Annotated in this window: 16 protein-coding genes; 13 read left to right on the top strand and 3 right to left on the bottom strand. The window is 67.9% G+C overall.

Annotation, left to right across the window (positions count from 1 at the left end; translation table 11 throughout):
- Positions 1 to 28: 28 nt before the first annotated feature.
- Positions 29 to 256: a hypothetical protein gene (locus LAJ19_RS19680; RefSeq protein ID WP_225524709.1), complete on the bottom strand. Its 228-nt coding sequence runs from the start codon at positions 254 to 256 to the stop codon at positions 29 to 31.
- A 177-nt stretch (positions 257 to 433) separates the two neighbouring features.
- On the opposite strand from LAJ19_RS19680, the gene LAJ19_RS19685 reads away from it, so the two are divergent.
- The 5 genes from LAJ19_RS19685 (at position 434) to LAJ19_RS21975 (ending at position 4,385) form a co-directional block, all read left to right on the top strand.
- Positions 434 to 799: a DUF705 domain-containing protein gene (locus LAJ19_RS19685; protein WP_225524710.1), complete on the top strand. Its 366-nt coding sequence runs from the start codon at positions 434 to 436 to the stop codon at positions 797 to 799.
- A 105-nt stretch (positions 800 to 904) separates the two neighbouring features.
- A complete protein-coding gene (locus LAJ19_RS19690; RefSeq protein ID WP_225524711.1) occupies positions 905 to 2,272 on the top strand; it encodes a 3' terminal RNA ribose 2'-O-methyltransferase Hen1 in 1,368 nt (455 codons plus the stop codon).
- Positions 2,269 to 3,183, top strand: a complete 915-nt coding sequence (locus tag LAJ19_RS19695; protein WP_225524712.1) for a nucleotidyltransferase domain-containing protein — start codon at positions 2,269 to 2,271, stop codon at positions 3,181 to 3,183. Before LAJ19_RS19690 ends, LAJ19_RS19695 begins: the two co-directional genes overlap by 4 nt.
- The gene (locus tag LAJ19_RS19700; protein WP_225524713.1) at positions 3,180 to 3,974 is read left to right on the top strand and encodes a nucleotidyltransferase domain-containing protein; all 795 of its coding nucleotides are present in this window, start codon (positions 3,180 to 3,182) and stop codon (positions 3,972 to 3,974) included. Before LAJ19_RS19695 ends, LAJ19_RS19700 begins: the two co-directional genes overlap by 4 nt.
- Before the next feature lie 168 nt (positions 3,975 to 4,142).
- On the top strand, positions 4,143 to 4,385 hold the full coding sequence (locus tag LAJ19_RS21975) for a hypothetical protein (RefSeq protein ID WP_349774866.1): 243 nt from the start codon (positions 4,143 to 4,145) through the stop codon (positions 4,383 to 4,385).
- Between the two features lie 61 nt (positions 4,386 to 4,446).
- On the opposite strand, the gene LAJ19_RS19705 is transcribed toward LAJ19_RS21975, so the two are convergent.
- Together LAJ19_RS19705 and LAJ19_RS19710 are read right to left on the bottom strand one after the other, a co-directional pair.
- Positions 4,447 to 5,445: a Gfo/Idh/MocA family protein gene (locus tag LAJ19_RS19705; RefSeq protein WP_225524714.1), complete on the bottom strand. Its 999-nt coding sequence runs from the start codon at positions 5,443 to 5,445 to the stop codon at positions 4,447 to 4,449.
- Positions 5,446 to 6,801: 1,356 nt separating this feature from the next.
- A complete protein-coding gene (locus tag LAJ19_RS19710) occupies positions 6,802 to 7,509 on the bottom strand; it encodes a gamma-glutamyl-gamma-aminobutyrate hydrolase family protein (RefSeq protein ID WP_225524715.1) in 708 nt (235 codons plus the stop codon).
- Between the two features lie 383 nt (positions 7,510 to 7,892).
- Here LAJ19_RS19710 and LAJ19_RS19715 point away from each other — a divergent pair, with 383 nt between their 5' ends.
- From LAJ19_RS19715 to LAJ19_RS19750, 8 genes are all read left to right on the top strand, one after another.
- Entirely contained in the window at positions 7,893 to 10,505 is a 2,613-nt protein-coding gene (locus tag LAJ19_RS19715) for an ATP-binding protein (RefSeq protein WP_225524716.1), read from the top strand.
- An 84-nt stretch (positions 10,506 to 10,589) separates the two neighbouring features.
- Positions 10,590 to 10,862: a DUF4242 domain-containing protein gene (locus LAJ19_RS19720; RefSeq protein ID WP_225524717.1), complete on the top strand. Its 273-nt coding sequence runs from the start codon at positions 10,590 to 10,592 to the stop codon at positions 10,860 to 10,862.
- A gap of 482 nt (positions 10,863 to 11,344) precedes the next feature.
- The gene (locus tag LAJ19_RS19725) at positions 11,345 to 11,803 is read left to right on the top strand and encodes a hypothetical protein (protein ID WP_225524718.1); all 459 of its coding nucleotides are present in this window, start codon (positions 11,345 to 11,347) and stop codon (positions 11,801 to 11,803) included.
- Positions 11,804 to 12,147: 344 nt separating this feature from the next.
- Entirely contained in the window at positions 12,148 to 13,290 is a 1,143-nt protein-coding gene (locus LAJ19_RS19730) for an ABC transporter substrate-binding protein (RefSeq protein ID WP_225524719.1), read from the top strand.
- Between the two features lie 144 nt (positions 13,291 to 13,434).
- Positions 13,435 to 14,484, top strand: a complete 1,050-nt coding sequence (locus tag LAJ19_RS19735) for a branched-chain amino acid ABC transporter permease (protein ID WP_225524720.1) — start codon at positions 13,435 to 13,437, stop codon at positions 14,482 to 14,484.
- On the top strand, positions 14,481 to 16,286 hold the full coding sequence (locus LAJ19_RS19740) for a branched-chain amino acid ABC transporter ATP-binding protein/permease (protein ID WP_225524721.1): 1,806 nt from the start codon (positions 14,481 to 14,483) through the stop codon (positions 16,284 to 16,286). Before LAJ19_RS19735 ends, LAJ19_RS19740 begins: the two co-directional genes overlap by 4 nt.
- Complete coding sequence (locus LAJ19_RS19745) at positions 16,283 to 17,035, top strand: ABC transporter ATP-binding protein (RefSeq protein WP_225524722.1); 753 nt, start codon at positions 16,283 to 16,285, stop codon at positions 17,033 to 17,035. The genes LAJ19_RS19740 and LAJ19_RS19745 overlap by 4 nt, the downstream gene beginning before the upstream one ends.
- A gap of 41 nt (positions 17,036 to 17,076) precedes the next feature.
- Complete coding sequence (locus LAJ19_RS19750) at positions 17,077 to 17,478, top strand: hotdog fold thioesterase (protein WP_225524723.1); 402 nt, start codon at positions 17,077 to 17,079, stop codon at positions 17,476 to 17,478.
- The last annotated feature ends 72 nt before the right edge of the window (positions 17,479 to 17,550 follow it).

The following is a 17,550-nucleotide window of genomic DNA, read 5'->3' on the forward strand; positions in this document are numbered from 1 at the left end:
CGCGCCCCGAACAACTGGTGCAGGTCCGCTAACCCTGGACGCGCCGGACTTTGATCTCCAGCTTGCGCTTCTCCATCCGACGAAGGAGAACCGCAGATTCATCGTTATATGGGTCTTGGATGCCTCCTTCCTCTCCAGGCATCAGCACGCCGAAATTCCATAACAGCTGACCGAACCGCTGGTCAGGCTCTGCTTCCACGGCTTCGAGCAGCCGCTCCAAAATGGCAAGGTTCGCTTCCTGGCGACTGATCGACACGAGGGCAGTGTCCCATGTCATAACACCCTGGTTCGCCCTGGATCAAAAGGTGGATGGCGGCCCCCGCCTCTCCCCTCCTGTCAGGCTATGAGCGAGTGAGACACCCGCACATGCTGGGCTGAATGTCAGACCGGGCCTGGGCAAATGGGCAAAGCAACGCCGCCTACACTGCTTGCCATGACCACCCGGACGCCCCTCATCGTGTATGTCGATGTGGACGAAACCCTGATTCGAAACCACGGGCGGGCCCGCATCCCCATGCCCGCCGTTATCCGGCACGTGCGGACACTGTACGAGCAGGGCGCTCACCTGTACTGCTGGTCGTCCGGCGGGGCTGCCTACGCTCAGGAGAGTGCGCGGGAGGTTGGCCTGGAAGACGTGTTCCTGGCGTTCCTGCCCAAACCCATGGTGATGATTGACGACCAGGCCGTCCAGACCTGGCGCCGGCTGCTTCAGGTGCACCCGAACACCACGGAGGGTCAGACGGTCGAGGGCTACCGGGCCGGGCTGCAGCGAACCCCTGAAGAGCTCCTGATCCGCTGATCTCCCCCACGCCCTCTTGCTCGCCGACGAGCTGCCCCATTACGCAAGAGTGCCGATGGAATACGGCGCCCCCGACAGTAGGCTGAACCTCACGAAAGGACGCCTATGCTGCTGACCATCCTCACCACCCACGCCCCCGCCACCGACCTCGGCTACCTCCTGCACAAGAACCCAGCCCGCCCCTCCCGCTTCGATCTGCCTGTGGGCCAGGGGCACGTGTTCTACCCGGAGGCGACACCAGAGCGCTGTACCGTCGCCCTGCTCGTCGAAGTGGACTCGGTGGTGTTGTCACGCGGCCGCGCTGGCGCCAGCGGATTACCGCTGGAGCCGTACGTCAACGACCGTCCTTACGCCGCGTCGAGCTTCCTGAGCAGCGCCATGCGCGAAGGTTTCGGCACAGCCATGACCGGCCGCAGCAAAGAACGCCCCGAACTGGCCGCGCAGACCCTGCCTTTCGAAGTCCACCTGCCCGCCCTCCCGTCTCGCGGCGACGTCAGTCTGGCTGAGCGCATGTTCCGGCCACTCGGTTACCAGGTCACAGCGGGCACGACCCTGCTGGACGAGTCCTTCCCGGAATGGGGCCAGAGCCCTTATCTCGACTTGAAGCTCGAAGGCACCGTCCGCCTCCAGGACCTGCTGGCACATCTCTACGTCCTCATTCCAGTCCTGGACGACACCCAGCACTACTACGTCGACGAGGCAGAAATCGACAAGCTCCTGCGCTACGGGGCCGGCTGGCTGGACGCCCACCCGGAGCGTGACCTGATCACCCGCCGGTTCCTGAAGCACCGCCGCGCCCTGCAACGGGCCGCGCAGGCGCACTTTACCGATGACGATGGACCCGGGTCCGAGCGTCCGGCCACGCCTACCTTGAACGAACAGCGCCTCGAGGCGCTCAAAGCCGCCCTGGTGGCCAGCGGGGCCGTCACGGTCCTCGATCTGGGCTGCGGGGAGGGCAATCTTCTTGCCAAACTCCTGCCCGAACGGCAGTTCACACGGCTCCTGGGGCTGGACGTCAGTCCGCGGGTCCTCGCCCGGGCCCGCGACAACCTGCGGTTAAACGAGTTGCCGGAGTCCTACCGCAACCGCCTGACGCTCACCCAGGGCTCCCTCACGTACCGGGACACCCGGTTGCAGGGGTTCGAGGCTGCGGCGCTGGTGGAAGTGATTGAACACCTCGACGAGGGCCGGCTCTGGACGCTGGAACGGGTGGTGTTCGGCGACGCGCGCCCGAGCACGGTCGTGGTCAAGACCCCGACCGAGGAGTTCAACGCCCGTTGGGCCAGCTTGCCGGCGGGCGACACCCGCCACGCCGACCACCGTTTCGAATGGACCCGCGCTCAGTTCCAGCCCTGGGCGGAGCGCGTGGCGGACGAGTTCGGTTACGCCGTGACCTTTCAGGACGTCGGCGAAGTCGATGCGCATCTGGGGCCGCCCACGCAGATGGCCGTGTTCCGCCTGGAGGCCCTATGAACACCGATCTCAGTCCCCTGCCGACCGGCACCCAGGTGGTCACGCGAATCGCCCTGCACGCCCCGAGCGGCGAAGTGAGTCGCCCGGCGGGCGCCGTCGGACGTGTGGTCAGCGCCCCGGCCGACCTGAACCACGCCTACCGGGTCAGCTTTCCTGATGGGGTGCAGTCGGCGTTCCTCCGCCGGGACCTCGACATCCAGCGGCATCACAGCAACCCGGACCAGCCACCGGCGCCGGACTGGACGCAGTGGGTGCAGTACCGCTGCGTCGTCGGCTCCCGTGCGTTCGGCCTGGACACCGAGGGCAGCGACACGGACCGGCGCGGCTTCTACCTGCCGCCGGCCGACCGGCACTGGAGTCTGTGGGGCGTGCCGGAGCAGCTGGAGAACGACGAGACGCAGGAAACCTACTGGGAACTGCAGAAATTCGTGACGCTCGCCCTGAAAGCCAACCCGAACGTCCTCGAGTGCCTCTACACCCCCCTGGTGGAGACCGCTGGCCCGGTCGCCCAGGACCTGCTGGGCATGCGCGACGCCTTCCTCTCCACGCTGGTGTACCAGACGTACAACGGGTACGTCCTCTCGCAGTTCAAGCGGATGCAGGCCGACCTGCGCAACCGCGGCGAAGTCCGCTGGAAGCACGTTATGCACCTGATCCGCCTGCTGCTGTCCGGCGTGGCCGTGCTGGAGCAGGGTGAGGTCATGGTGCATGTCGGTGAGCACAAAGCTGGCCTTCTGGCCATCAAGCGTGGCGAGGTGCCCTGGGCCGAGATCGACGCCTGGCGGCTGGACCTGCACGCCCGCTTTGACCGGGCCCTGCCGCGAAGCACGCTGCCTGAACGCCCGGACTACGCGCGCGTCAATGCGTTCCTGCTCCGCGCGCGGCGCAGCATGCTGGAGGTGGAATCGTGAATTTCCCCGGCGCCCTCACCGCAGCTGTCCAGGACCACCCTTACCCGCTGCTGTTCGCCACCATCAGTGGCGCTCACCTGTACGGCTTCCCTAGCCCGGACAGCGACTGGGATCTGCGCGGCGTGCATCTCCTGCCCGCGCGCGAAGTGCTGGGACTGATGGGCGGGCAGGAGACCGTCCAGCTGATGAACGACCCGCGTCTGGAGCACCTGCAGATGGCTCCCTACAGCACTGAGATCGAGCTTGACCTCGTCACTCACGACGCCTCTAAGTTCTTCCGCCTGATGCTCAAACGCAACGGCTACGTCCTCGAGCAGTTGCACTCTCCTCTGGTCGTGCACACCAGCCCAGCGCACGCGGAGCTCCGGACGCTCGCGGCCCGCTGCGTGACCCGGCATCACGCCCACCACTACCTGGGATTCAGTGCCAACCAGTGGCGACTGTTCGCCGGGGAAAGCCCCCCACGGGTCAAGCCGCTGCTATACACCTTCCGCACGCTGCTCACCGGACTGCACCTGATGAAGACAGGCGAAATCCAGGCGAACCTCGGCGTTCTGAACGAAGAGGCCAGGTTGCCGTACCTCGACGAACTGATGGCCCAGAAACGCAGCGGTGCGGAGAAGGAGCCTTTCAGAGGGGACGCGGCCTTCTTCGAGCAGGAATTTCAGCGGCTCACCCGGCAGCTCGAGGAGGCGCGGGACGCCAGCCACCTGCCGGGTGAAGTTGGGGGTGAAACCACCCGCGCGCTGAGTAACCTGCTGGTGACCCTCCGGCTGAAGGATTTGACGTAGGGGTACTTCAGTCTTCTTTCCCCTGCCTTCGTGCAGGCGCCCGCTCTGTCCGGCTCGAGGGTTGCACGAACTGCTGCATTGACGAAGACAAACTGGCCCTGTTGCTGCACAAGCGAGGACCTGAACTCATCGGCGCTCAGGTCCTCTGCGTCCAATGCGCCCGACACTATGAGGGTGGAAGCGGACTTCCGGTACTTTCCTCTGAACGGACTCCCGGCACTGACGCGGCCTGGTGCAGCCGGCCATCAAGTGCGGGGCCGCGAGGAGTTGCGGATCATCTCCGGCCCGGAAGACACCCGGCCGGAGCATCTGGAGCGCCGCCAGTACCGCCAGCTGAAGGCCAGGCGTTCACTGGCCCTCCGGGAGTTTAGGCATCAAGGGCCCCGAGCGGTTTGTGCGGCGCGTGCATGAGTGCATGTTTGAGGTCAGCGCCCTGAAGAGCAAAGGGCTGGCCCCTCGCCTGGCAGGAGGGTCACGTGGGCGTCACGTCGACCCAGGTGCCTGCGTCAGAGGAGCGTTCCCAGGCGTCCAGAAGGGCCTGAATGCGGACGCCCATGCTGAAGTCCACCAGGTCAGCTGGTTCCCCACGGACGCGGCGCACCAGTGCCTGCACCAGGCGGGTCCCGGCGGGCACGCGCGGAGCGTCCACTGAAACGGGTTCGAGTGGCGCCTCACCGGCCGCCGCGACCGGCTGCGCCCAGTTCACCAGCCCGGCAGTGCCGGCCGAGCCGTACAGGGTGAAGCTCACCTGCTCGGGGCGCGGCAGGTTCGTCAGGCACGACACCGTCACCAGAGGGCCACCTGCCAGTTCAAGCGTACCGAACGCCGCGGTTTCACACGCGGCGGGGTCACCTGCGGGGTACTCGGTGTGTGCCCACACCCGCCCCACCGGTCCCAGCGTGGCCAGAATGACGTGCAGCAGGTGCGGTCCAACCTCGCGGATCGGGCCGCCCTGTTCGCGCCCACCGATCCACGGGTTGTGCTGCCACGCCCGCGGCCACTGCGGAAACACCAGGGTCAGCTCGCCGCGGCGAAGGGTGCCCAGGTGCTCCTCCTGCGCGAGCCGCCGGAAGGTCTCGATGCCCGGATCGCGGTGCAGAGGCAGGTTCAGGGCGTGAACGACGCCCGCGGCCTGCGCGGCGCGGTGCAGGTCCTGCGCTTCGTTGAGCGTGAGGGCGAGCGGTTTCTCGCACAGAATGTGGCGCCCGGCCGCGATGACATCCAGCGCGACAGCGTGATGGTACCGAGGCGGCACCGCCACATACACGAGGTCCAGGTCCACCCCGGCGAGCATGCGGCGGTGGTCGCTCCAGGCGGAGGCGGCGAGCGGCTGGGCGGTGGCTTCCGCCAGGGCGCCCTGCACGTCGCAGACGGCGGCGACCTGCACGTCAGGATCGGCGGTCAACGCCTTCAGAAGACTCTGGCCGATCGCCCCGAGGCCAATCACACCGACCCGGACGGGCCGGGTCATCTGATCCTCCGGCCGGGAGCGGGGTGCCAGGGCGCCTGACTGGACGGTCCATGCCAGCCACCCGTGGACGAATCAGCAAAGCGGGTTCTGAGAGGGCCGGGGTGTGAAGGGCCTGAGGTCATGTCAAGCGTGGCCGGAGTGGCGGTCTGAGTTGAGATCATGGGGTCCTCTGGGCAGGGGCGGGGGACATTGTTGGTGCACTCGGCGGTGAGCGCGTCCGGAATCCGGTCCGGACGGTGGGAGCGGCTGGCAGGTCGTGGTCAGCATAGGGCAGCGAAGCGTCTACTGCGATGCACCCGTCGCTTGAGGCGGGTAAGGTCCGGGGCAGCCGGCCACGCTGCTCGAGGCCGACCTGCCCGGATTGCGGTCACTCGGCCGCCGCGTGCTGTCCCAGGTCGCGCCAGAGGGCCGCGGCTCGGCCGGGTCTGGCCCCCGGAGAAGCGCGGGCAGACGCTCGGTTTACGTCCAGTCCCCCTGAACCTGACCCAGGTTCTGCTGGACCGCGGTGACCCGCAGCAGGTTGCGGGAAAGGTGCCCGCCCGGCGTCTGGGTGACTGAGATCAGGGCCGCTGCGGCACACGCAGTTGTCCGGCGCATCTCTGTGTCTGAAGCTGCGCGATCCTGCCGCCTCTGTACCTGCAGAACCTGCCCGGCCTGAACACCCTGCGGACCAGGCTGCTGCCGGGCGGCCACCTGATGGGCCTGCTCGCACCGCCGGTCGGTCGCTGGTACGACCGGGCCGGCCCGCGGCCCCTGGTGAGTCCCGGGACGCTGCCGATGACCCTGGTCCTGTCGCTCTCGGACAAATTGAGCTCACCACCCCCGTGTGGACCCTGCTACGCCGTTCCTCACGAGCGCCCTGGGACCACTACCGCCGGCGCTGTGCTCGCATGGCAGCGCCATCCTGTACACCCTGCAGGAGGTGGCCGGCGCCGCAGGAACCGCGCTGCTGATCACCGTGGTGGCGGGCAGCCTCATCGTCCAGGGCGTGGCGCCCCTGCCGGCTCAGGTGGAGGGGCTGCACCTGCCCTTTACCGTCTCAGGCGCCGTCGCCGCGGTGGCGGTCGGGCTGGCCCCGCTGCTGCAACGCGCCCCGCACCCTGGCCACGCGGAGGGTCACGGTCAGGGCGGGCCGTCCGCCCCCTGGCCTCTGGACTGGAGATCACTGACGAGGCAGGTAAACCAGGGAGACACGAATCGAATTGACCACGCGGTTCACCTGCCTGCCGTCCATGCGGGACCCGGCCCTGGGGGCGCCGCCTTTCCGAGTTCACGCTTCCGGCCCCCCAGACCGCCTGCCGACCCGGTTCACCCAGCGCAGTGAGCAGTGAGAGGAGGTCCTCCCGTCGCCCCTCTTCAGCTCAACACCCGCAGCAGGTCCATGAAGGCCGTGAAGGTTCCCAGGGCGTGCGGATGCCGCGTGAACAGCATCTCCGGATGCCACTGCACGCCGATCAGACCCTCACCTTCGACGCCTTCGACAATCCCGTCGGCAGCTGTGGCCGTTGCCCGCAGGGTGGGCGCCACGACGTCCACCGCCTGATGATGGTAGGAGTTCAGGAACGCGGCAGCGCCGTGCGCGCGCTCCAGAAACGAACCACGCACGAAATGGACTTCGTGCCCCAGGCCGGGTGCCCGCGCGACCTGCGCGTGATCCACCCAGGCGTCCGGGACGTCCGGCAGGTGCTGGTGCAGGGTGCCGCCTTCGAGCACGTTTATCAGCTGCATGCCGCGGCAGATGCCCAGCACGGGCTTACCCAGGGTGCGTGCCGCCTGGTACAGCGCCAGCTCGAACGCGTCGCGTTCCTCGTCCACCTCTCCCAGTCCCCGCTTCGGCGTCTGCCCATAGTGCCGCGGATGAACATCAACGCCGCCGGTCAGCAGCACTGCGTCCACGCGCCCTGCGTAGTCCTCCGCGACGTCTGTCAGGTTGGGGAGCAGCACCGGGATGCCGCCTGCAAGTTCCACCGCTTCGGCGTAGCGGCGGGGCGCCCCGTTTACGCCTCTTGCCAGCGCATCGGTGAATTGGGAGGTGCTCAGGCCGATCAGGGGACGGGCGCTCATGCGCCCAGGATACAGAGCGGCCCCACGCACTCTTCCGTGTGGGCACGCCTGGCCCTCCGGCTGCGTGTCCCCGTGATGGCCGCCTCCCAGCTCCGGGATGGCCTGGTCTGGCGGCTCCCTGGCCTCACCGCCCGCGAAAGACACGACACCGCCAAGAGCCGTGCCAAGAAGACCTGGATCAGTGTCGGGTGATCCCGGCGCCGGCCTGGCCGCCACCAGGCTGATGAGCAGCCTGCAACTGAAAAAGAGGATGAGCGCCCCCGTCTGGCCGGTGCCCGTGGGCTGGCCTCCCAACTTGGGGGTCTGAATAGGGCCGGACCAGGCCGGTGAAGAACGCGGCGGGCGGGGTTTCCTGCCAGGCTGGGTTTTAAACTGAACTGACTATGACTCTGCTGGAACGGGCCGCTCCCCTGGATCAGCTGCTGGCGTGGTCGGGTGAGGCCGCGGCGGGCAAAGGCCGCCTCGTTCTTCTGGCCGGCGAGGCTGGCGTGGGGAAAACCGTATTTCTGCGGTCCTTCGTGAGTCGGCTGGCCCGGCCGGGCCCGGTGCTTCAGGGGGCGTGCGACCCGCTTTCCACACCAAGGCCCCTCGGGCCGCTGCTGGACATCGCCCCCCTCCTGGGGGTCACCTTCGAGCACCTGCTGCTTGAACCCGGTCAGCGTGAACAGGCCTTCCGCGCTTTTCTCGCCTACCTGACGAACGACCGCAGGGCGCCGGTCGTGATCTTCGAGGACGTTCACTGGGCGGATGACGCGACGCTTGACCTCCTGCGGTTTCTGGGACGGCGCCTTGACCAGAGCCGGACCCTGCTGATCGCTTCCTACCGGGACGACGAGGTCGGCCCCACGCATCCTCTGCGGGCCGTGGTGGGGGATCTCGCGACGACGCCGGCCGTCCGGCGGCTGACGCTGTCTGCGCTGTCCGAGAGCGCCGTTCGGGACCTCGCCGAGGTTCATCATATCGACCCCGCCGCGCTATACCAGACCACCGAAGGGAATCCCTTCTACATCACGGAGGTGATCGCCAGCGGACTGGGAACGGTGCCGCCCACCATTCGTGACGCTGTGCTGGCACGCGCCGCCCGCCTGTCCCCGCCGGCCCGCAGGACGCTGGAAGCTGCGGCTGTCATCGGAACCCGCATCGAGCCCTGGCTTCTGGAGGAGCTGCTGCCATTCAGTGCGGACGCGGCCGACGAGTGCCTGAGCCTCGGGGTTCTGCAGACCCGGGGTGACCGGTTCACCTTCCGCCATGAGCTGGCGCGCCAGGCCATCCTGGAGAGCACGGCGCCGTCCTGGCGACTGAGGTTTCACCAGCAGGCGCTGCACGTGCTTGTGACCAGGCGACCTGACGACGTCGCGAGACTCGCGGATCATGCGGAGGCCGCCAACGATGTCCCTTTGGCCTGCCACTACGCGCGGCTGGCCGGCCGGGAAGCAGCCGCGCTCAAAGCTCACCGTGAGGCGCGCGCCCAGTTCGCACGGGCGCTTCGCCACGCCGCGGCGCTGTCACCCGAAGACCGCGCCCAGCTGCTGGAAGACTACGCCGAGCAGTGCTTCATCACCGACGATCTCGCTGAAGCCCTTCAGGCGCGTTCCTCGGCGCTGCGCCTCTGGCAGCAGACCGGCCACCGCGACCGGGAGGGCGAAACCCACGCCCACCTCGCCCGTCTGCTGGTCGGCATGGGCCGCAACGCCGAGGCGGAGCAGTCCAGCGCCAACGCCCTGTCGATCCTGACCGAAGGCCCCCCTGGACCACGGCTGGCCTTTGCCTACAGCTGCCAGGCGCACCTGCGCATGCTGAACCGCGACAACCTTCAGGCGATCCGCTGGGGCCAGCAGGCCGTCACGCTGGCCGAGCAGCACCAGGACCAGGCCATGCTGGTGCTCGCCTTGAACACCGTGGGCACCGCGATGCTCCTCACGAACAATGAGCAGGGACGGACGCTGCTGGAACGCAGCCTCACGCTGGCCCGGGAAGCTCAACTGGACGATCACGTGGCCCTCGCGTACCGGATGCTGAGCTCCGTCGCCGGCGAGCTGTACCAGTTCACCCGGGCCGATCAGTATTTCTCGGAGGGCCTCCGGTACTGCGCTGAGCACGACATTGACGGCCACCGCTTCTACATGCTCGCCTGGCAGGCCCTGTCTCACCTTCACCAGGGCCGCTGGCGCGAGGCGGCGGAGCTGGCGCTGACGGTCACCGCGCGCCCAGGAACCGCCGCGACAAGCCGGATCATGGCGCTCGTGGCCCTGGGGCGTGTCAGGACCCGGCGAGGGGATCCTGAAGTCTGGCCCGCTCTGGATGAGGCGCTGGCCATGGCCACCCAGACCGGCACACTTCAGCGCCTGGCCCCTGTGCGGGCAGCGCGCGCAGAAGCGGCGTGGCTGAGCGCAGACCCTGACCGGACGTTCGAGGAAGCCCACGCCGCATACCCGCTGGCCTCCCGGCACCATCACCCGTGGTTTATGGGGGAGCTGGCGTACTGGCAGTGGAAGGCCGGGCACGCCGTCGCCGCCCACGACCTGGCCGAGCCTTACGCCCTGCAGATGGCCGGCCGGTGGCAGGACGCCGCGCAGCTGTGGACGCAGCTGAACTGCCCGTATGAAGCGGCCAGAGCGTTCGCCGAAGGCCACACCGAAGCCGCGCTGAAACAGGCGCTGGGTCTGTTTGAGTCGCTCGGCGCACGTCCGGCCGCCACGCACGTGACCCAGCAGCTCCGGCAACTGGGGGTGAAAGGCCCTTTCAGGGCGCCACGGGAGGCCGCAGGCCCTGATCCTGCCCGCGTGACCCCCCGCGAGATGCAGGTGTTGCGCCTGCTGCACCAAGGCCTGCGTGACGCCGAAATTGCACGGGAGCTTGGGATGTCGACGAAAACAGCCGGTCATCACGTCTCGTCACTGCTCTCCAAATTGGCCGTGCGCAACCGGATGGAAGCGGTCCGTGAAGGAGATCGGCTGGGTCTGATCACGCATGGGGAACCGGACCACTCCCCATAGGGAATTTTCCCGATGCGCGGGCCGCCCGGCCGGGTGGACAATTCACTCAGCAGGATCACATTCACGCTCCTGCAGGAGGATGACATGCCGCGTTACATGGTCGAACGGACCTTCCCGGATGGACTTGAGATTCCGATGAACGCTGAAGGGGCCGCAGCGTGTCTCGGTGTCGTCGACCGGAATGCCGACCTGGGCGTCACCTGGGTGCACTCGTATGTCAGCGAGGACAAGCGCAAGACCTTCTGCATCTACGACGGCCCAGCCCCGGAGTCGATCCGGCAGGCGGCCGAACGAAACGGGCTGCCCGTCGATCAGATTCACCGGGTGGCGGTGCTCGACCCTTACTTCTACAGGTAAAACCCCTGAAGGCCGGCACTGGTCAGTGCCGGCCTCTCAAGTCCCCCTGCAGGAGGTACGGGGAGGCAGAAGCTTCGCTGCCTCCGGTACCCTCCTTCCCGCGCGCCTGCTGACAACGACCCCCAGCCGCATTCACCACGCTGGGGGCGACCCCGTGCCCTGCCGCTGGACCAGGGCACCTCTGCTGACGGTTCCCGCAGCGCACCCATGGCTGGCCCCGGTCATGGGTCACCCTCAATGGCTCAATGGGACCACCCTCTGTACGTTCAGTCGTGCCCCGAGTCCTGATTCATCGTGGTGGCGCTTTCTGGGCGAACCTTTGGCTGGTGCTGGGTTAACCGCGGCTGGACGTCAGGTGCCGGGTGGCGTGCGGACTCAGCCGCCCCGGACGGACGCACGGTCCTGGCGCAGCACAGGCGCGCCTCGAACCGGCATACTGATGGGCACATGCCTCCCTGCCGGTTTCCGATATCGGGCCCCGCGTGAGTGGCCCCCCGCTGCAGGGGGTTTCACCCTCACTGCTCCGCGACGTCCTGTTCCTGATTGAGCCGGGCGGGTACCTGCAGGAACGGCAGATCATGGACCACTGCCAGATCGGCCGCACGCTGGCCCGCGCCGCGCTGGCCACGCTCGTGGAGCTCGGCGACCTCGAGCTTGTGGCGGGTGCTGGCCCCCTGCGCTACCAGCGCCGCCCCCCGCTTGATGAGGCGCTGGTTCGCCATGACCTGATGCCTGAGTTGCTGACGGCCATCGGCGACCGGACCCAGACAGCCGGCCACCTCGTTCAGCGGTTCAATCTGGACAAGGCGGTCATCAATGCCACTGTGCGCGCCATGCAACGCGACGGCCTCATCAGCGTCACGACCGTGGGGGCCACGCAGGTGTGCCGCGTGGCCAGTGTCGTGATGGCGCCGCCGGGGGTCCGTCCGGGCGAGAGCTGACGCGCCCCGCTGGCGGGCAGAACCTGAGGCGCCCGTACGCCTTTCAAAAGGAGCTGATCGGGTGGGTCCAGCGGCACCGGCAGGGCGTCAAGGACCGCGCCCGCGGCAACGCCCCTGAGCACGTAAGCTGACCCGGTTGCGGTTGCGCCTGAGCTGCCCCTGTTCAGGCTGCAGAGACCGGGAAGTGCCGTGTGGAGCCCCGCTGGTGTGGTGCCTGGGCACCTGCCCGGGGGTCTGCCGCGGGGACTCAGTGGCGTGAGGCTCCCTGTGGCATACTCCGCGCATCAACAGTTCAGCTGAAGGGGGCCGCGCCAGAGCGGCGTGCCCTCCCGCGGAGGTTCACCATGAAAAAGGCACTGCTCCTGAGCGTCCTGACCCTGTCATCCCTCGCCGCTGCTGAAATCAGGGTCGGCGTGATCGTTTCCTCCACCGGCCCTGCCGCCAGCCTCGGCATTCCCGAAAAGAACACAGTGGCGTTGCTGCCCCAGACCATCGCCGGGCAGAAGATCGTCTACACGGTCCTGGACGACGGTTCAGACACGACCGCTGCCGTCACCAACGCCCGCAAGTTGATTCAGGACAGCAAGGTGGACCTGATCATCGGAACCACCACCACCCCCGCCTCTCTGGCCATGATTGACGTGGTGGCCGAGGCCAGGGTGCCCATGATCAGCCTCGCGGCCGCTGAAAGCATCATCAAACCGGTCGACGCCAAACGCAGCTGGGTCTTCAAGACCCCGCAGACGGACGCCCTGATGGCAGCCGCAATCGTGGATCACATGGTGCAGAACAAAATCCGCACGGTGGGGTACATCGGCTTCAACGACGCCTACGGCGAAGGCTGGGCCAACGAGCTGAAGAAGAATGCCGCGGCGCGTGGCATCAAGGTCATCGCCGAGGAGCGGTATGGCCGCAGTGACACGAGCGTCACCGGCCAGGTGCTCAAACTCGCGGCCGCCCGGCCCGACGCCATCCTGATCGGCGCGGCCGGGGTGCCGGCCGTCCTGCCGCAGAAGGCCCTGAAAGACCGCGGCTACGCCGGCAGGATCTACCAGACGCACGGGGTGGCCAACGCTGACTTTCTGAGGGTGGGCGGCAAGGACGTCGAAGGGGCCATCCTTCCGGCCGGACCGGTCCTGGTGGCCGATCAGCTGCCTGCCACCAATCCCACCCGGAGGGTTGGCCTCGCCTACATGAACCAGTACGAGGCCAGGTACGGCAAGGACAGCGTCAGCACCTTCGGTGCGCACATGTGGGATGCGGGCCTCCTGATGCAAAAAGCGATTCCCGCGGCCCTGAAGAAAGCCAAACCCGGCACGGCCGCCTTCCGCGAGGCGCTGCGTGACGCCCTTGAGGGCACCCGGAACGTCATCGGAACGCACGGCATTTTCAATCTCACGGCTTCCGACCACCTGGGTCTGGACGCCCGCAGCCGCGTCATGGTGCAGGTCGTTGACGGCACCTGGAAACTGCTTCCCAGCCGCTGAGGGCACGTCATGCGGACGGCCCTCCGGTGGCCGTCCGTACCTGTGCAGTCCGCCGCTGTCACCACCGCCCTGCGGCCTGCGTGACGGCGGGATCTGAATTCACGCTGGCTGCCGCTCAGAGGACGGCAGAAAGGCATGTGCTGAATGCAAATTTTCGACCCGAGTATCTTTCCCATTCTGGCGGCGGACGGACTGACCAACGGCGCCGTCTACGCGCTGCTGTCGCTGGCTCTGGTCCTGGTGTTCGCCGTGACCCGCATCATCTTCATTCCCATGGGAGAGTTCGTCGTTTTCGGAACCCTGACGCTGGCTTCGTTCCAGCTGGGCAAGGTGCCAGGCACGCTTGGTCTGCTGCTGATCCTGCTGGCCCTTGCAGCAGTGATGGAAGCGGTCAGTCAGCTTCAGCGGCGGCAGGCACGCCGGGCGGCGCTGACGGTGGCCGGCGCGGTGGTCCTGGGGACCGCGCTGTGGGGCCTGGCCAGCTGGATCGTGCCGCTGAAACCGCCTCTGCCCGTGCAGGTGCTGCTCACCTTGGCGCTGGTCGGGCCGCTGGGGCCGCTGCTGTACCGGACGGTGTACCAGCCGCTGCTCAACGCCACCGTGCTGGTGCTGCTGATCGCCTCGGTGGCGCTGCACCTCGTTCTGACTGGTCTGGCGCTGGTGTTCTTCGGACCGGAAGGGTCACGCACGCCGCCGTTCGCGCAGGGCAACCTGGTGCTCGGGCAGGTCACGCTCAGCTGGCAAAGCCTCCTGGTGATCCTGGTCTCGGCCCTGCTGATGCTGGGGCTGTTTTTCTTTTTCGAGCGGACCATGCCGGGCAAGGCGCTGCGGGCCACGGCCGTCAACCGTCTGGGCGCGCGGCTGGTGGGCATCAGCCCGGCGTCGGCCGGCACGCTGACCTTCACGCTGGCAGCGTTGATCGGCGCGCTGGGCGGCATGCTGATCGGACCGTCGGTCGCCATGACCTATGACAGCGGCTTCCTGATCGGGCTCAAGGGTTTCGTCGGGGCCATCATCGGCGGGCTGGTGAGTTATCCCCTCGCGGCGGCCGGCGCCCTGCTGGTGGGATTGATCGAAAGTTTCGCCTCCTTCAGTCTGTCGGGCTGGAAGGAAGTGATCGTGTTTACGCTGATTCTGCCGGTGCTGCTCTGGCGCTCGCTGATGACCCGCCACACCCCCGAGGACGAGGAATGACGCCCGCCGCGCCTGAGCGCCCGGCTCTTCCGGTCCGCGCCGCTCTTGCGGGTCTGGCTGTGGTGGTGGCCCTGCTGCTGCCGGTGACGCTGCCGCTTTTTCAGGTCACGCTGCTGGTCAACATCATCATCTTCGCCATTGTGGCCGTCGGGCTGGTGCTGCTGACCGGCATCCTCGGCCTGACGAGCTTCGGGCAAGCGGCCTTCATGGGCGTAGGTGCGTACACGACGGCCGTTCTGACCACGCAGGCCGGATGGAGTCCCTGGCTGACCCTCCTGGCAGGCTTCGGGATGACCGCGCTGATCGCCTTGGTTCTCGGGCTGGTCACCCTGCGCATGCAGGGCCATTACCTGCCCCTGGCCACCATCGCCTGGGGCATCAGCCTGTACTACGTCTTTGGCAACACGCCCGCCCTGGGCGGCTTCACCGGAATGACCGACATTCCCCCCGTGGCCGTGTTCGGCCTGAACCTGACCTCACCGCGCACCTTCGCGTACCTCGCGCTGGTGTCGCTGGGCGTGGTGGCCCTCGGCGCGCAGTTCCTGCTCTCGTCGCGCACGGGACGGGCCATGCGGGCGCTGCGCGGCGGACCCGTCGTGGCCGAGGCGTTCGGGGTTGATCCCTTCCGCCTGAAGGTTCAGGTGTTCGTGCTCTCCGCACTGATGGCCTCCCTCGCCGGCTGGCTGTACGCGCACAGCCAGCGCTTTGTGAACCCGACCCCCTTCAGCCTGCAGGCCGGGATCGAGGCGCTGTTCATGACGGTGGTTGGCGGCCCCGGTCACGTCTGGGGCGCCGCGCTGGGCTCAGGCCTGATCACCATGCTGCGCGAGTGGCTCAGGGACCTGCTGCCCGTCCTGCTCGGCGCCCAGGGCAATTTCGAGGTGATCGTCTTCGGGGTGCTGATCATCCTGACGCTGCAGTTCGCGCGGCGCGGCCTGTGGCCGCGCCTGGAACGCTGGCTGCCGCAGGGTGGACTTCAGCTGCTGCCGGACCCCCGGCCCCTGCCGGTCCGCGCCAGACCCCGCCCGGGCCTTCCCCTGCTTCAGGTCGAGCACGCCGTGAAGCAGTTCGGTGGGCTGCGCGCCGTGAGCGACGTTTCCTTCGACCTGCGGACCGGCGAGATCCTCGGCCTGATCGGCCCGAACGGGGCCGGGAAGAGCACCATGTTCAACCTCATCACCGGCGTGAGCCCAGCGACGTCCGGTGCGGTGACCTTCGCCGGGCAGGACGTGACCCGCCGGCGCGCCGGGCAGATTCACCGCCTGGGCGTCGCCCGCACGTTCCAGCATGTGCACCTGCTGCCGGACCTGACCCTGCTGGCCAACACCATGATGGGCGGGTACGCGCGCGGACGAGCCGGCATGCTGGCCAGTCTGCTGCACCTCGAGCGCGCCGAAGAGGCCGCCCTGCAGCACGAGGCGCTGCGCCAGCTCCAGCGGGTCGGCCTTGGTGAGCACGCCTTCACCCTGGCGGGCAACCTCGCGCTCGGGCAGCAACGCATTCTTGAGATCGCCCGCGCCCTGGTCGCCGACCCGGCCTTGCTGCTGCTGGACGAACCGGCCGCCGGACTGCGCTACGGAGAGAAACTTGAACTGGCCACGCTGCTCAAACGGCTCCGGGACGAAGGCGTCACCATTCTGATTGTGGAGCACGACATGGACCTGGTGATGAATCTCGTCGACCGTCTGGTGGTCATGAATTACGGCGAGAAGCTCGCCGAAGGCTCACCGGCCGAGATCCGCGCCCATCCCGCTGTGCGTGAAGCGTACCTGGGGGTCGACATGGAAGAGGGCGCCGCATGACCTCACCCACGCCACCCACGGGGCCCGCCGCCCCCCAGGAACGCGCGCCGCTGCTGGACGTGCGCACGCTGCACACCCGGTACGGCCGTGTTGAGGCGCTGTCCGGCGTGAGTGTCCAGGTGCCCCGGGGGCATATCGTCAGTGTGATCGGCGCGAACGGCGCCGGCAAGACCACCCTGATGAACTCCATCATGGGCGTGCTGCCTTCCCAGGGGGACATCTCATACGCCGGCGAGTCGCTGCGTGGCGTTCCCCTGGAAGCGCGGGTGGCCCGCGGCATCAGCCTGGTCCCGGAGCGCCGTGACCTGTTTGCCTCAATGACCGTGCAGGACAACCTGCAGCTCGGCGCCTACGTCCGCCGGCGCGGCGCCTGGCGCGCAGACCTTGACACCGTCTACGCCCGGTTTCCCCGCCTCCAGGAACGCCGCACCCAGCTGGCCGGCACGCTGTCCGGCGGTGAACAGCAGATGCTCGCCATTGGCCGGGCCCTGATGGCCCGCCCTCAGCTGCTGCTGCTGGACGAACCCAGCCTCGGCCTGGCCCCCCTGATCGTGCGGGACATCCTGCGGATCGTGCAGGGCCTGAAGGCCGACGGGGTCACCGTGCTGCTGGTCGAGCAGAATGCCCGCGCAAGCCTCGCCATCAGCGACGAAGCTTACGTGCTCGAAACTGGCCAGGTGAAGATGAGCGGCCCGGCCGCAGTCCTCGCCCGCGATGAAAGCCTCACCGCCAGTTACCTCGGCGGCTAGGCGCCGCCGCCCCTGCCCCGGCGCCCGCCCAAAGGAGAGCCATGCACACCACCAAAGATCCTTTCATGGATTTCCTGAACATGCAGATCGTGACCGTCGCAGGCGGAAAAGCGTCGGTGACAGCCACGGTCGGGCCGCAGCATATCAACATGCACGGCACCGCCCACGGCGGCTTTCTGTTCAGCCTGGCCGACGCGGCGTTCGCCCTGGCCTCCAACAGCGGCCCGGGCCGGCAGGTGGGCCTGCACGCCGACATGCAGTACTTCCGCGCTGCCCGGCTGGGCGACACGGTGACAGCCCACGCCAGTGAGATCCACCTCGGCCGGAAGACCGGAGCGTACCGCATGGAACTGTGGGTGGGTGAACAGCTGATCGCCATGGGCAGCGGCATGGTCTACCGCGTCGAGGCCGGTCTGCAGCCTGCGCCTGCGGCCCCACACTGAGCCCTGACTTCCCCGTGAAGGTGCGCCACGACGGCGCGGAGCAGGCACGGCAGCTCCCGCGCAGGCCGGCCC

This window comes from Deinococcus taeanensis, from assembly GCF_020229735.1.
Classification (GTDB): Bacteria; Deinococcota; Deinococci; order Deinococcales; family Deinococcaceae; genus Deinococcus; species Deinococcus taeanensis.

Bases quoted from the DNA above. Each gene is read 5' to 3' on its own strand.
- LAJ19_RS19685 (WP_225524710.1), top strand. From the start codon at position 434: ATGACCACCCGGACGCCCCTCATCGTGTATGTCGATGTGGACGAAACC.
- LAJ19_RS19690 (WP_225524711.1), top strand. From the start codon at position 905: ATGCTGCTGACCATCCTCACCACCCACGCCCCCGCCACCGACCTCGGC.
- LAJ19_RS19695 (WP_225524712.1), top strand. From the start codon at position 2,269: ATGAACACCGATCTCAGTCCCCTGCCGACCGGCACCCAGGTGGTCACG.
- LAJ19_RS21975 (WP_349774866.1), top strand. From the start codon at position 4,143: ATGAGGGTGGAAGCGGACTTCCGGTACTTTCCTCTGAACGGACTCCCG.
- LAJ19_RS19705 (WP_225524714.1), bottom strand. From the start codon at position 5,445: ATGACCCGGCCCGTCCGGGTCGGTGTGATTGGCCTCGGGGCGATCGGC.
- LAJ19_RS19710 (WP_225524715.1), bottom strand. From the start codon at position 7,509: ATGAGCGCCCGTCCCCTGATCGGCCTGAGCACCTCCCAATTCACCGAT.
- LAJ19_RS19715 (WP_225524716.1), top strand. From the start codon at position 7,893: ATGACTCTGCTGGAACGGGCCGCTCCCCTGGATCAGCTGCTGGCGTGG.
- LAJ19_RS19720 (WP_225524717.1), top strand. From the start codon at position 10,590: ATGCCGCGTTACATGGTCGAACGGACCTTCCCGGATGGACTTGAGATT.
- LAJ19_RS19730 (WP_225524719.1), top strand. From the start codon at position 12,148: ATGAAAAAGGCACTGCTCCTGAGCGTCCTGACCCTGTCATCCCTCGCC.
- LAJ19_RS19735 (WP_225524720.1), top strand. From the start codon at position 13,435: ATGCAAATTTTCGACCCGAGTATCTTTCCCATTCTGGCGGCGGACGGA.
- LAJ19_RS19740 (WP_225524721.1), top strand. From the start codon at position 14,481: ATGACGCCCGCCGCGCCTGAGCGCCCGGCTCTTCCGGTCCGCGCCGCT.
- LAJ19_RS19745 (WP_225524722.1), top strand. From the start codon at position 16,283: ATGACCTCACCCACGCCACCCACGGGGCCCGCCGCCCCCCAGGAACGC.
- LAJ19_RS19750 (WP_225524723.1), top strand. From the start codon at position 17,077: ATGCACACCACCAAAGATCCTTTCATGGATTTCCTGAACATGCAGATC.